Origin of the sequence: Kangiella geojedonensis (genome assembly GCF_000981765.1) — a bacterium.
In the GTDB taxonomy this organism is placed as follows: domain Bacteria; phylum Pseudomonadota; class Gammaproteobacteria; order Enterobacterales; family Kangiellaceae; genus Kangiella; species Kangiella geojedonensis.
Genome location: NZ_CP010975.1, coordinates 2391819 through 2405809, shown reverse-complemented (window position 1 = coordinate 2405809; position 13991 = coordinate 2391819). Strand labels below are relative to the sequence as shown.

At 44.4% G+C, this 13991-nt stretch carries 13 protein-coding genes; 3 read left to right on the top strand and 10 right to left on the bottom strand.

Annotated features, from left to right (window positions below; all coding sequences use genetic code 11):
- Positions 1-9: 9 nt before the first annotated feature.
- The gene (locus TQ33_RS11085) at positions 10-411 is read right to left on the bottom strand and encodes an adenylyltransferase/cytidyltransferase family protein (RefSeq protein ID WP_046562096.1); all 402 of its coding nucleotides are present in this window, start codon (positions 409-411) and stop codon (positions 10-12) included.
- Between the two features lie 14 nt (positions 412-425).
- Positions 426-1496, bottom strand: coding sequence for a CDP-glycerol glycerophosphotransferase family protein (locus tag TQ33_RS11080; protein ID WP_046562095.1), 1071 nt, complete (start codon positions 1494-1496; stop codon positions 426-428).
- Positions 1497-1680: 184 nt separating this feature from the next.
- Between TQ33_RS11080 and gorA the strand changes: the two genes are divergently transcribed.
- Positions 1681-3060, top strand: coding sequence for a glutathione-disulfide reductase (gene gorA, locus TQ33_RS11075; RefSeq protein ID WP_046562094.1), 1380 nt, complete (start codon positions 1681-1683; stop codon positions 3058-3060).
- Positions 3061-3134: 74 nt separating this feature from the next.
- On the opposite strand, the gene TQ33_RS11070 is transcribed toward gorA, so the two are convergent.
- The 3 genes from TQ33_RS11070 to TQ33_RS11060 form a co-directional block, all read right to left on the bottom strand.
- Positions 3135-4130 carry a TraB/GumN family protein gene (locus TQ33_RS11070; RefSeq protein WP_071841138.1) on the bottom strand — a complete coding sequence of 332 codons (996 nt, stop codon included), beginning with the start codon at positions 4128-4130 and terminating at the stop codon, positions 3135-3137.
- A 42-nt stretch (positions 4131-4172) separates the two neighbouring features.
- Complete coding sequence (locus TQ33_RS11065) at positions 4173-5057, bottom strand: ATP-grasp domain-containing protein (RefSeq protein ID WP_046562093.1); 885 nt, start codon at positions 5055-5057, stop codon at positions 4173-4175.
- Positions 5058-5163: 106 nt separating this feature from the next.
- Positions 5164-7623 (bottom strand): bifunctional diguanylate cyclase/phosphodiesterase, encoded by a 2460-nt coding sequence (locus TQ33_RS11060; RefSeq protein WP_046562092.1) that lies wholly within the window; start codon positions 7621-7623, stop codon positions 5164-5166.
- 137 nt (positions 7624-7760) lie between these two features.
- Here TQ33_RS11060 and TQ33_RS11055 point away from each other — a divergent pair, with 137 nt between their 5' ends.
- Complete coding sequence (locus tag TQ33_RS11055; RefSeq protein ID WP_046562091.1) at positions 7761-8291, top strand: gamma carbonic anhydrase family protein; 531 nt, start codon at positions 7761-7763, stop codon at positions 8289-8291.
- An 81-nt stretch (positions 8292-8372) separates the two neighbouring features.
- On the opposite strand, the gene TQ33_RS11050 is transcribed toward TQ33_RS11055, so the two are convergent.
- Both TQ33_RS11050 and TQ33_RS11045 read right to left on the bottom strand, forming a co-directional pair.
- The gene (locus TQ33_RS11050) at positions 8373-9098 is read right to left on the bottom strand and encodes a DUF481 domain-containing protein (RefSeq protein ID WP_228640173.1); all 726 of its coding nucleotides are present in this window, start codon (positions 9096-9098) and stop codon (positions 8373-8375) included.
- Between the two features lie 111 nt (positions 9099-9209).
- Complete coding sequence (locus TQ33_RS11045; RefSeq protein WP_046562089.1) at positions 9210-9980, bottom strand: sugar nucleotide-binding protein; 771 nt, start codon at positions 9978-9980, stop codon at positions 9210-9212.
- A gap of 207 nt (positions 9981-10187) precedes the next feature.
- Between TQ33_RS11045 and TQ33_RS12015 the strand changes: the two genes are divergently transcribed.
- A complete protein-coding gene (locus tag TQ33_RS12015; protein ID WP_169745475.1) occupies positions 10188-10364 on the top strand; it encodes a hypothetical protein in 177 nt (58 codons plus the stop codon).
- On the opposite strand, the gene gmhB is transcribed toward TQ33_RS12015, so the two are convergent.
- Genes gmhB through glyQ form a run of 3 tightly spaced genes read right to left on the bottom strand, consistent with a single transcriptional unit; the run spans position 10359 to position 13930 of the window.
- On the bottom strand, positions 10359-10913 hold the full coding sequence (gene gmhB, locus TQ33_RS11035; protein ID WP_046562087.1) for a D-glycero-beta-D-manno-heptose 1,7-bisphosphate 7-phosphatase: 555 nt from the start codon (positions 10911-10913) through the stop codon (positions 10359-10361). The two genes, TQ33_RS12015 and gmhB, sit on opposite strands and share 6 nt — an antisense overlap.
- A 3-nt stretch (positions 10914-10916) precedes the next feature.
- Positions 10917-12992, bottom strand: a complete 2076-nt coding sequence (glyS, locus tag TQ33_RS11030) for a glycine--tRNA ligase subunit beta (protein ID WP_046562086.1) — start codon at positions 12990-12992, stop codon at positions 10917-10919.
- Positions 12992-13930, bottom strand: a complete 939-nt coding sequence (gene glyQ / locus TQ33_RS11025) for a glycine--tRNA ligase subunit alpha (RefSeq protein ID WP_046562085.1) — start codon at positions 13928-13930, stop codon at positions 12992-12994. Before glyQ ends, glyS begins: the two co-directional genes overlap by 1 nt.
- Positions 13931-13991 lie beyond the last annotated feature (61 nt).

Genomic DNA, 13991 nt, shown 5'->3' with positions numbered 1-13991 from the left:
CTGTGGTTGTTATTTTGTCGGGTTTTTGTGGCGAACCACTTCAATAATTTCTGTGGTTGAGATAGACGGCGTTCTCGGCAAATACTTAACATCACAAATATCTTTGAATTCATCAAACTTTCCTTGCCAATCATCGCCCATCACTAAAATATCTGCGTTGTAATGCTTGATGTACTCGGCTTTTAGTTCTAAAGACTCTTCGCTGAATACAAAATCAACACAAGCCAAAGCGCTGATGATACGCATACGATCTTCTTCAGAATATACGGGATAACGCCCCTTTTTGGAATAGTTGAGTTGATCTGACGAGACGCCGACATATAACTCTGTTCCGAACGAGCGCGCACGTTCCAGAATGTTGACGTGACCGACGTGAAAGACATCAAAAGTACCAAATGTGATAACGCGCATAGTGTAACCTTGGTTTATGCTGGATTGCTTAATAAAAAGTCGGCCACTCGCTGAGAGCTTTGGCCATCAACATTGCCCACTACTTGTTTCGTAATAGAGTGTCTCGCTTCGGCATAATTGGATGAACCATTGAGATTCTGTTTGACCGTGTCTTTTAACTCTGAGTAACGACCAATGTTCGATCCCATTGACTGAAAAAGCTGGTAGTCATCGGATAAGCGCTTATTGAGTCGGAACTTTAGAATGCCGCGATAACCCCAGCGAAGCTTGAGGAAGTGACAAATAATGACTGGTTTGTCGAGTGCGATAAATTCAAATAAAGCAGACGAGGTTTCGCTGATCATGAGGTCTGCTGTCGCCATAAAAGGCACTAAGCTTTGTTCACTGACATCGGCCAAATACACATTATCGAAACTCGCCCAATGGGTAAGCAGTTGTCTTTGCTTTTTATAAGCGGATTTAATAAGCGACAAATAGTGAGGCTTTACAAGTATATTGTAGTCACTGAAATCTTGTGGCCAATCTTTGGGGAAGTTCTCAATGGTACTTGGGTAGAATGTTGGAGAATAGAGCAAGGTTGGCTTATTGGGATCGAGACCTAGAGATTCTAGGTCAAGTTTAATGGCGTTATTGTTGACGATAGGGTCAAGTTTCGTATAACCAGTGCTGATAAATGTTTTATCAGGATGCAGCGCCTGTAATCGCTCTTTTCGGACGTCGGACTCTACAAAGCGATACTGGATTGGAGCGCTTGATGCATTGTAATAGGTCGACTTAGGGCCTAAGCCATGAAGAATTAGGGCTGTGTTACACTGTGAGTTCAAGGCTTCAGCGATCTCTGCAGCGTGTCCAAATATGACCCAATCAGGTTTTTGTTGCTGGTAAAAATTCAGCCTTTCATCAGACTCAATAACGTTGCTTGTAACATTTTTACTCTGAAGAGACTCTATAATGGGCTTTGGAGGTGGTGATGTGAAAACAACACCAAGTTCGAGTTTCGTACCGGTTTGCTCAAGCAGAGCGTCGATGACAGGCTCAAAGTGGGGCAAATAGTATAAATAGGCAACATCAAAGTATATTTTCACAGCGACAACTTATTGAGTAAAAGATAACGATGAAACTAGCTCATGGCGTAAATATGTGAACTGTTCCAGTTCATAGTCAGCCGCTTGGCTTTTATGGTCATCCCTGTGATTTGAGTAGCTTCTAAATATTAACTTAATGTGTTTATAATCAGCACATTATAAACAGAATTGGAACAAAATAACCATGACTGATAGACAATCCGAAAACCAAGATAAGCATCATTATGACTTTATCGCTATTGGTGGCGGTAGTGGCGGTATTGCTTCAGCCAATCGAGCTGCTATGCATGGTGCGAAAGCAGCAATAGTCGAAGCTAAAGCATTGGGTGGTACCTGCGTAAACGTTGGTTGTGTTCCCAAGAAAGCCATGTGGTATGGCGCGCAAATTGCGGAAGCTTTTAAATATGCTCCTGATTATGGCTTTGATGCAGGCAGCGTGGAATTTAACTGGTCAAAGTTGGTAGAAAGTCGTGAGGCTTATATTTCAAGGATTCATCAAAGCTATGAGCGTAATCTGGGTAATAATAAGGTCGATGTGATCGAGGGTTATGCGAAATTTGTTGGTAAAAATACGATTGAAGTGAATGGTGAGCGTTATACCGCGGAGCATATCGTTATTGCTACGGGTGGTTACCCCGTTATTCCTGACATCCCAGGTGCGGAGCATGGAATTGACTCTGATGGCTTCTTTGAGCTTAAAGAGCAGCCAAAAAGAGCTGCAGTGGTCGGTGCCGGGTATATTGCCGTCGAAATTGCTGGCGTTTTTCATGCCTTGGGCACTGAGACTCATCTGGTGGTGAGAAAGCACAAACCACTGCGTGAATTTGATGACTTGCTGTCTGATACTTTAGTTGATGTGATGCGGAAATCTGGTCCTCAACTTCATACCCACAGCGTTCCACGCTCAGTGGAGAAGTTAGACTCAGGTGAATTGATGCTGCATCTCGAAAGCGGTGACTCGATTGGGCCGGTGGACACACTGGTTTGGGCCATAGGACGTGCTTCTGCGACGAAGGACTTGGGTCTTGAGAATACTGGCGTGACGAAAGATGAGAAAGGCAATATCAAAACGGATAAGTATCAGAACACAACGGCAAAAGGAATTTATGCCATTGGTGACAATACGGGACGTTTGGCGTTAACGCCTGTAGCTATTCAGGCGGGACGTCGTTTGTGTGAGCGTTTGTTTAATAATAAAGAGAACGAATTTTTAGATTATACCAATGTCCCCACGGTCGTCTTTAGTCATCCACCGATTGGTACTGTGGGAATGAGCGAGCCTCAGGCAAGAGACATCTATGGTGAACAGAATGTTAAGGTTTACACTTCCTCATTTACTGCTATGTACTCGGCGTTAACGCAGCACCGTGAACCCACAAAAATGAAGTTGGTTTGTGCGGGGCCTGAAGAGCGAGTGGTTGGTATTCATGGTATTGGGTACGGTGTTGACGAGATTCTGCAAGGGTTCGCAGTTGCACTTAAGATGGGCGCAACCAAAGCTGACTTAGACGATACTGTTGCCATTCACCCAACATCGGCGGAAGAGTTCGTCACTATGCGATAAGGTGGAAGTAGAGAGTCATTCACAGTGATAAAAAAGCCCAGTTAAACTGGGCTTTTTTGATCGAAGGTTATAAATTAGTAATTCACTCTTTCTACCTTAAAACCCTTCTCTTCTAGATAGTGGTTTACACTTTTGTCGCCTCCATAATGGGCTGCGCCAACAACTGCAAAAATCGATTTGCCTTGTTCTATGTGTTTAGCGATACCGTCGGCCATGCCTTTATTTCGGTTATATAGCAGTGTATCCATGAAGTATTGATAGTCTTCTTCATTAATGCCGCTTTCTTTAGCTTCTTCAAAACTACTTTCGACATAAGCCTCAACATTACCAGACTTCCATGCCTTAACCAGCTTGTCGTTCTCATCGGCCCCTTTAGTCACTACCGAGTATAAGAAAGCATCTTGCAACGCTAATGGCATGCTATCCAGTGTATTAAGTTGGAAGTCGATAGTTTCTAATTCAATAATGTCTTTGTCTTTACGGGCTTGATCCAAAAAGTACATATCAATACCGTACTGCTCACTGTAACCGGACTGTTGCATATTCAATGCTTCAAGGGTCATAGCAGCAAACCATGGTTCGAAAGAGCTGAACATAGCGCAAGGGCTTTTAGTTTCAGCGCAGTACTCGTTGTACTCGGCTAGGGTTTCTTCCTTCAATACTGTTGGTAGAGGGTTTTCAGGATCAATCGCCATGGTTTGTACTTTTTGTGCAATTGCCATTTGATCAACGTTGCCTAAGTCAATTTCTACCGCTAATGAGTCACTGGCTTCAAAGGCTGTGGTGACGGCTTGCGGTAGAGGGTACATACTTTTGTCGCCCATGTGGATAGAGCCGAAAAGGTAAGATGTTTTGCCGTTGTGTTCAATCTTCCAAAGGGCTGGGGTGTAATCTTCACGACTCGCTTGGTCGTCAGCTTGCGACGGTGTGTCCTCTTCAGCTTTTGGTAACGGGTCAGAAACTTTCGTTTCTTTGCTAGGCTTGAGGTCGGCTTGTGGTTTTACTGGTTCGTCATTGCAGCCCTGCATCGCTAAGATGCCTGCAAATAGGATCCCTAATAATTTATTCATGATTAACTCCGTGGGCTTCATTGTAACTATTGTAATAGGGTATTAATGGGTGCTCTTTATGAATTTTGCAAGGTTTTGAGCAAATAACTGACAACTCTCTTTACCACCATGCCTGAAGAATAAAGAGGGCTCTATAAGCTCAACTTCATTGACATAAACCGCACCGTCTTTATGGTGGAGGAAGTCGACTCTGGCATATAGTGGCAAACTCATGGTCTCTGTTACATAGGCGATAGCTTTCTGCGCCAACGCTAGCTCTTCCTCTGAAAGATGATAAACATAATCACTAGCGCCATAATCATCTTGCACTCTAAAGTCGCCCTGGACTGGAACTTTTCGGGTTCCATGGCTGTATTGACCCGCAAAAAAGATGCCGGAGGTTTCGCCGAACGATTCGACGTTGGATAAATAAGGTTGCAATACGAGATCTTCCGAGGGTGTTAATCGGTCTACGTGTTGTTGTGCTCGTGCGATTCCCGTGGCGTCGTTAGTAAAAGGTAGGCACTCGCGGGCATTGGCACCGATCAAAGGTTTAATAAACCCCTTTTCCCAACCGTGTTGCTGCATCAGCTTGCTAATATCGTATTGCTGGCCCTGCATCAACCATTCGGATGGGGCTATATCAATTCCTGCTCGTTGCAGCTCACGAAGGTATCGTTTGTGGCTATTCCACACAATAATGTCTTTTGAATTAATGAGCTGGGTTTGAGTGCTGACAAGGTTTATCCAATCCATGAATTCAGCAATTCGTTCTTGATAATCCCATGTTGTGCGAAGCAAGCAGGCGTCAAATTGACTCCAGTCAACTTCGCTGTCCCAAGGAATAACTTGATACTCAATGCCAACGTCGGCTAGCTCTTTAAAGAAAGGAACGTCATCTTGTTCCCAATCAGGGAGGTCGAAGCAACTCGCAATAGCAATGTTCATGATGCTATAAAACCTTTAAATTTAGATACTTAGCGTAAGGAAGCAGTTAGCTTACTATAGCCAAAAATAAAAGTCTTTAATCAAATCCACAGAGCGATTAGGTAGTCTATTGGTTAATGGTGTTTCGGGCTAAGCGAGCTTCTCTTTGGAGCAGTTTTGAGAGCTGATTAGCTGGCATTGGGTGGTAGAAGAAAATACCTTGCCCCATATGACAGCCTAATGACTTCAAGGTGTTGTATTGATTAGGCGTTTCGATCCCCTCGGCAACTGTACTGAGATTGAGGCTCTGGGCTAAAGAAATGATCGTGCGGATAATATTAAGGTTAACCATATGATCTTTAAAGTTAGGGCTCAGGCGAGAGATAAAGTACTTATCGATCTTAAGATTATCCACAGGTAACTGACTGAGGTAAGCCAATGAAGAATAACCTTTTCCGAAGTCATCAATTGAAATTTTGACGCCAAATTCTTTTAGCTGTTTAAGGACTTTCACCGTATTGATCACGTCCGTCATGGCGGCGCTTTCCGTGATTTCCACTTCTAGCATTTTTCCTGAAATTCCATAGCGATTAATGGTATCTCGCAGGTTGTGCACTAAATCGAAGTATTTAAGGTCTTTTGCCGACAAGTTAAAGGCAATAGTTATATCTACACCTGTGTTGTGCCAATCGACTAACTGCTGACAAACCATTTCCATTACCAGTTGGCTGAGTTCGTGTATTAAACCCGTTTCTTCTGCAATGGGGATGAAGATGTTAGGTGGAATGCTGCCACTCTCGGCATCATCCCAACGACATAAAGCTTCAACGCTACTAATTTTACCGGTATTAATATCGACTCTTGGTTGGTAAAAGAGGTGTAGATGTCGCTCTGCGATAGCCACTTTAAGCTTTTTCTCTATCGAACGACGTTTGTTTTCTTGTTGACTGAATTTGCGTTTATAAAATTGGACCTGATTTCGTTCAGATTTAGCAGAGTACATCGCCATATCCGCATAGCGGAACAAGTCTTCAGCATTATCGCTGTGATCGGGGTACATGCTGATACCGATACTGGCTCCAGACTGCACACGGTGCGAACCAACTTTTATCGGACTTTTAAGATAACGCAATAATCGTTCGGCAACGGCGAGGGCTTCTTCTGCATCAACGTTGGGCAAGACGATAGCAAATTCATCGCCGCCCATGCGAGCTAGAGTGTCGCCATTTCGAATGCATTTTTTCATGAATTCGGTCACCGCAATAAGAAGCTGATCACCCGTTGAGTGGCCTAATGTATCGTTTATTTGTTTAAACCTATCAAGATCGATGTAGACAAAAGCCAAGCTGACATTTTTCGCTTCGCAGCTCTCGAGGTCTCGCAACAAGCAGCTTTGCAATAGGTGGCGATTGGCGAGTCCGGTCAAAGTATCAAAGTTAGCGAGACGGTGGATCTCATTTTCAGCTTCTTTGCGTCCGGTAATGACGTGAAAATTGATGGTGACACCTTGAATATCAGGATCATCAAGGTGATTCGCTAAGCGACTTTCGATCCAGAGAATATCACCGTTTTTATGACGAATACGTCGTTCAACGACTGACGATGAGCCCGGGTTCTCGGCAACGTAGCGTAGATTAACGCTGGCATCTTCACGATCATCCTCATAAATAAAGCCTTCTAAGGTTTTGCCTAAAAGATCCTCTTCGCTATAGCCGGTTGCCCGAGTGACGGACGGGGAAATATAAGTGACTAGGCCATTCTTGTCGTACATGAGAATGCAGTCGTAACTATTTTCAACCAATGTGCGGTAGTATTTATCTTTTTGCTGTAGGGCAAGCTCAGCTTCGTGATCTTTATCCATCTTGTGAATAGAACCGATTTCTATAAGCGGTTCGCCGTCGGCCGTGCGGGAATAAATCGTGCTGTGCACCTGAATCCAGAACCAGTCACCGTTTTTATGTTGTAAACGGAACTCGACTGGAACAACCGTTCGGTCATCACTATGGCGTAAAGCTTGCTCTTGCTCTTCAACGACAGCGATATCTTCAGGGTGAATAAAGCTGTATACACCATCAGGCATGTCCAGAACTTCTTCTTCGGTATAGCCCAGAAGTTTGGCGTAGTTAGCCAGACCGTCAGTAAATATTTTTTCTTGGTAATCAAGGACATAAATGAATATAGGGGCGTTTTTCAGAATGGTCTCTTTGTAGTCCCTTACGCTGTCTTTTGGTATCGAGGCGTCCACATTGCGTTTGGGCAACACCTGTAGGGTTAATACCTGATCGACAAAAGACTCGCCCTGTTTTAATTTATGCGCGGATAATAAAAACTCTCGATCAACACCGAGCTTAGGCAACTTGACTATGGCTCGCTTCTCGGTCCCATCGATAATTGAATTTGGCAATATGTTGGCAACTTCTTCGCCTAAGAGGAGATTGGGAGTAATATCAGAATCTATCGATACTGCTTTAATGACATAACGCTTATTGCAAAGCAAAAGAGCAGCATAGTCATCATCCAGTATGCTGTTGATAAGTTGTTTATCCAGTGGCTTAATCCTTTGCTCCAAAGCTACCCTTAACCCCATAATAATTATTCTTTGCTAAATTTTGTCCTTCTTTAGAATAGCCCCTAGGTAGGGTTTGTCAAATGATAGCAGGAGTTTTATTTTGCGATTATCGAGTTTACCGCTAAAATGGGGCAAGCTTATCGAAAACACAGTCTATGACTATTCGTACTTTTCAGAAAAAAACACCAAAAATTGCCGATAAAACGTTTGTTGATGATACCGCACTGGTACTGGGCGACGTTGAAATAGGTGAAGATAGCTCCATCTGGCCAATGGCTGTACTCCGTGGGGATGTTCACGCTATTCGTGTTGGTAAACGCACCAGCATTCAAGATGGTACCGTTTGTCATGTTACCCATGCAGGGCCCTATGACCCAGAAGGGCATGATTTAATTATCGGCGATAATGTGACTGTTGGTCATAAGGCTATACTACATGGCTGCACTATTGAAGATAACTGCTTGATTGGAATGGGAGCTGTGGTAATGGATGGCGCCGTTGTTCGTGAGAATGCGATTATCGGCGCAAATAGCCTAGTTCCTCCTGGAAGAGAACTAACCGGTGGCTTTTTGTGGGTAGGCTCTCCAGCAAGGAAAATCCGCAAGTTAACGGATGAAGAGATTAAATTCTTCAAATATTCTGCCGATAATTATGTGCGTCTTAAGAACGAGCATTTAGAAGGTTAGAGCGAAGTTTAAGCTGGCTCAACAAATAATTGGTATAAAAAAACCGGCTTTTAGCCGGTTTTTTTAGCATGATAGCTGAAGTTAGAAACTATAACTAATACCAACCGTTGTGGTGCGGTCAGTCTTTTCAGCGCCCGCTGGAACCACTGAGTTATAGTTTACTAGGTAAGATAACTTCATGGCTAGGTTCTCAGAGATTTTAGTCGAAATCGCAGAACGAGAAACATAAGTATCAACTTCCTGCCCCCACACGGCGCTTACCGTCTGAGTAAAGCGAGCGTTGTCCGTCAACTGGTGAGCAAAATCTAAATCGCCACGAATCACGCTTTCTTTCTCGTCTTCACCGATGAAGACGGCATTAATACGGTAACCAAGACCAATACCTAGCGAGAAGTGACCATCATCGCTTTTATAGAACTGGTGACCATAGCCTAAGTATGCGCCCGCTTGATAATCATAAGCACCGAAATAATCGTTTTTATAATCTAGTATGCCGTAGAAAAAGCTTTTCTCGCTGATGTCATAACGGTTGTTCCAAGCAAACGTATATTGCTCAGCATCTCGCTCTTCTTCGCTTGAGTTACTGACGCCCGTAATTTGAATGCCTGTTGCCCAGTTCTCAGAAGCGCGTGCGACCCAATCGAATGCACCATTAAGGCTTTCTGTATCAGTGTTACCTGATGTGCTGATATAACCAAGATCAATATTACCTTGATGACCTTCTTCTGGCGCATCAGAAAGCAGGCCGTCAGCAAATGCTGCAGGAGCAGCAGCACAAAGTGCTAAAGCAATTAAATTCTTTTTCATTGTCATAATCAAAAATCTCGCAAGTCTATATCTTTTGGGGGGTTAGCGGCACAAATTGTAACAGATCGAACCAGCGGATCACTCCCTAAAATGTCAAGAATGACCAATTTTTCACTTTTTAGTCTGATCTATCCATTCAAAAATATTAGGGAACTGGAGGCTAATTCGTTTCAGTAGAACTGAGTGATATTGTTTAGCCGCTTGTTCCGAAGGACGTTCCCCACCAGCTTTATAATCCTGAAGTTGCTGGCGAGTAAAAGCCGTGCCATCGGAGGCTATGGATAAGCTAACTTCACGTTTGCCAACCATGTGTAACCAATAACACAAATCGTCTTCATGGATGAGGTTAAGCCATTTAGGGTCGAGGTATTTATCTTTATCAAACAAGCTCTCTATCAACTTAGTTCGTTCCGCTGAGTAAAGACCAGAAGCTCGGACAATAGAGGTGATTGGGTGCAAGTTCTTTAAACTTTTCTCAGCATCCAGTAGCGACTTACCTTTGAAGTTAGCTGGCTTCGGCTTCACGGATTCATCAATCAGTGGTTCGATATTGCCTTCGTAGACCGAAGTAGAGGATAAGAAGGTGCAGTGAAATTCAGTTTGTTGCTTATGAAGCTCTTGAATCAAGCGCGATACGGCATGGATATAAGTTTGACGATAGGCAGGCTCAGTGCGCTCATCAGGCGCCAGCATGATATACACATTATCCAGTTTTGGTAATTCAGGCAAAGTATCGCTGACTTTGAGTAAATCACACTGAATATGCTTATCTGCCCATGCCTTTTCCGAACGCGATAAAGTGTAAGGCTGCTCGCCCTTGCTGACCAAGTAGTTATAAAAACGCTGACCAAGTTTGCCAGTGCCGACGATAAGTGTATTCATAATTAATCTAAGGAAAGGTGATATTTACTAAGAAACCAAAGAGCACCTAAAAGATAGGTGAGCCCAAGGACCATAAAAATAAAGTGTTCAAATGTAGCTTGGTGTACTGAATAAAAGATTAAACCTGACATTGCACATAAGACTGTAAGGAGGAAAAAGACTCTTCCTAACACGTGCTTATCGCATAGAAAACTAATAGCAGTTCCAATGAAAATCATTACTCCTGCGGTTAAAAAGCCAGATAGGCCTTCTTTAACATTTTCATTCCCAAGTGTGAATAACGAGAGTACTGCGAATGCTAAGCCAGCTATTATGATCCAACCACGAAAATTGCTAAGCTCGGTACTTTCTGAAGAGGCTGAAGCTTTAAAAGAATTTTTATAATAGCCCATGATTTATACCTTCCGTGAGCTTCGCTAAGCTCTTTTCAATAGTAATATCTTTGCCAGCCAACTTGTCTAAAGTTTTAAGCCCTTTGCCAGTCAGCACTAACACGAAATCGCAGCCAAAGTTCTGCGCGCAGTCATAGTCTGATTTGGAGTCGCCGATAAAGACCACTTGATCAGGTGTTGCGTTAAAGATTTCAGCAATCCGCTCCAGCATGGTTGGCTTTGGTTTGCGGCAGTCGCAGCCATCATCAGGGTGGTGAGGGCAAAATTCGATATGATCGATATGGCCGCCTTGCTCTTGAAGAAGCTGAGCCATCTTATGGTGCATGTTTGAAAGCACAGTTTCATCATAAAAACCGCGTCCAATCCCAGACTGGTTGGTGGCTATCGCGACTTTAAACTTTTGATTCAGTGTCGCTATGGCAGACAAGCTGCCAGCGATAGGTACCCACTCGTCGGCTGACTTAATATAAGCATCTGAATCGTGATTGATGACACCATCACGATCCAGAATAATGACTTTCTTCGTTGACCAGTCGATCATGCGTTAGTTTTGTAGCAAAGAAATATCGGCTACAGAACCAAACATTCCTTCCAATTTCTTGAGCAATGCAAGACGGTTTGCTTTGACCGCGTCGTCATCGGCATTCACCATCACATTGTCAAAGAAAGCGTCGACATCATCGCGCAGCGCAGCCAAGCGCGTTAAGCGTTCTTGATAGTTATCAATGGTGGCAAGCTCTGCCTCGACGGTGCCGATGGTGTCAGCTAGCGCTTTTTCTGCAGTGTCCTGTAATAAACTTGGATCAATTGTGTCAGGCACCTCAATATCAGCTTTAGCGAGAATGTTTTTCACGCGTTTGTTGGCTGCTGATAAGCTTTCCGACTCAGGTAACGTTTGGAAATGTTGCACCGCTTTGATGCGTTGATCAAAATCCAAAGGTTGGGTTGGACGAAGTGCCATTACCGCGCTAACTGTATTGGCGCTAACATTTTGATCAAGATACCAGGCGCGGAAACGATCAAAAATGAAGTTTAGTAATTTTTCAGCGGCTAATTCATCGGTAAGCTTGCCATCAAACTGGGTAAGCGACTGTTCCACCAATTGCTCCAGATCGAGGCTTAATTGGTTTTCTACAATGGTTCTTAATAAGCCGATAGAAGCGCGGCGCAGTGCAAATGGGTCTTTGGCGCCTTTTGGTGCCTGGCCAATGCCGAAAATACCAGCCAGTGTATCCACTCGATCAGCAATAGCGATACATTGGCCGACAGGGTTTTGCGCTAACGCATCACCAGAATACTTAGGCAGGTATTGCTCGGTCATGGCGATGGCAACGCTGTCGTCTTCACCGTCGTGGCGGGCGTAGTAAGTGCCCATAATGCCCTGAAGCTTATCGAACTCACCAACCATTTGAGTGGTCAAGTCACACTTCGACAATAAACCTGCGCGGTGGGCAAGCTCAGGATCAGCACCCACTTGCGGCGCGATCGTTTTGGCCAGCTCTGCCACTCGTTCAGCTTTTTCTTGTACCGAACCAAGCTGATTCTGGAAAACCACTTTTTTCAAGCGCTCCTGATGGCTTTCTAGAGTGCTTTGCTGATCTTTTTCATAGAAGAACATGGCATCCGCAAGGCGAGGGCGAATAACTTTTTCATTACCCTCAATCACCACACGAGGGTTTGAGCTTTCGATATTACTGATGGTGATAAAGTTGGGCATTAAGTTGCCGTCTTTATCTAAAACGTGGAAATACTTTTGGTGCTCAGCCATCGATGACACTAGACACTCAGCTGGAACTTTTAAGAATTCGGTATCAAATTCGCCAGTTAGTGCGACAGGCCATTCAACCAACCCAGTGACTTCATCCAGCAAGTCCTGTTCGATTTGTGCCACGCCCCCCAGTTTTTCGGCGGCAGCTTTGACCTGATCTTCAATCAGTTTCTGGCGCTGCTCAAAACTGACGATAACGTGTTGGGCTTTAAGCTTGTTCACGTAATCATCGGCATCATGCAAGGTAACATCGCCTTGTGCCATAAAGCGGTGACCACGGCTAACATTGCCAGTCTTAGTATCCAGAATCGTTGCTTCTAGTACCGAAGAGCCATGCAACAGCACGGTCCAGTGCACCGGACGTATAAATTGTGCGGAGCTATCACCCCAGCGCATTGGCTTAGGAATCGGTAGCTTCTTTAGCGCACTATTAAGGCTCTGTTCTATCAACTCGCTTAGAGGCTGACCTTTTTGCGAAAGGGTATAACCAAGGCGTTCGCCTTTGTCGGTCTCTATTCTTTCAAGTTGGTCCACTTCGACGCCACAAGATTTTGCAAAACCCACTGCCGCAGGCTTAGGGTTGCCGTCATCGTCAAAAGCCGCAACTACTGCTGGTCCAAGACGCTCTACTTCTTTATCAGGCTGGGCATCGCTTAACTGACGCACGATCAAGGCTAAGCGTCGTGGTGTGGCATAACTTTCAATCGACTCGAAGCTAAAGTCTTGAGCTGTTAAAGCTTCAGCAACATTCGCTTTTAAAGCATCACGCAGTGTTTTTAAACTGACTGGTGGAAGTTCTTCAGTTCCCAGCTCGAATAAAAGATCGGAAAAATGTTGATTAGAGGATGTCATTATTGTTCCTCCTTTTGTGCGCCTTGTGGCGATTCGCCATTAAGCATCGGGAAGCCTAATTCTTCACGAGCCGCATAATAGGTTTCAGCAACGGCGCGAGCGATAGTACGGACGCGCAAAATGAAACGTTGACGCTCAGTCACGGAAATAGCGCCACGAGCATCCAATAAGTTAAAGGTATGAGAGGCTTTCAGCACCATCTCATAGGCGGGTAGCGGTAGATTATTATCGATCAGGTTCTTAGACTCTGATTCATAGTAATCGAACAGCTCGAACAGTTTATCAACATTAGCGTGTTCAAAGTTGTACTTTGACTGCTCGACTTCGTTCTGATGAAACACGTCACGGTAATAAACTTTACCCAGAGGACCATCTGTCCACACGAGATCGTAAATGCTGTCGACTTCTTGCAAGTACATGGCGATACGTTCTAAGCCGTAAGTAATTTCGCCCATCACTGGTTTACACTCGATACCACCAGCTTGTTGGAAGTATGTAAATTGCGTCACTTCCATGCCATTGAGCCATACTTCCCAGCCGAGACCCCAAGCGCCAAGCGTTGGAGATTCCCAGTTATCTTCGACGAAACGGATGTCGTGTTCTAGCGGATCAATACCAATAGCTTTGAGTGAGCCCAAGTACATTTCTTGGATATCAAGCGGTGAAGGCTTGATAACAACTTGATATTGATAATAATGTTGTAGTCGGTTTGGGTTTTCACCATAACGGCCATCGGTCGGTCGACGACAAGGTTGAACGTATGCCGCGCTCCAAGGCTCAGGGCCAATAGCGCGGAGGAATGTCGCCGGGTGGAAGGTGCCCGCGCCAACCTCAAGATCAAGCGGTTGTTGAATGACGCAGCCTTGTTCGGCCCAGTAGTTTTGCAGGGTTAAAATTAGTCCCTGAAATGTTTTTGTACTTTCGTTAGCTTGAGTCACAAGTATGCCTTCGCTAAGGTGATGAATAAGAATACTAGGATCAGATCCTAATTAAAGGTCG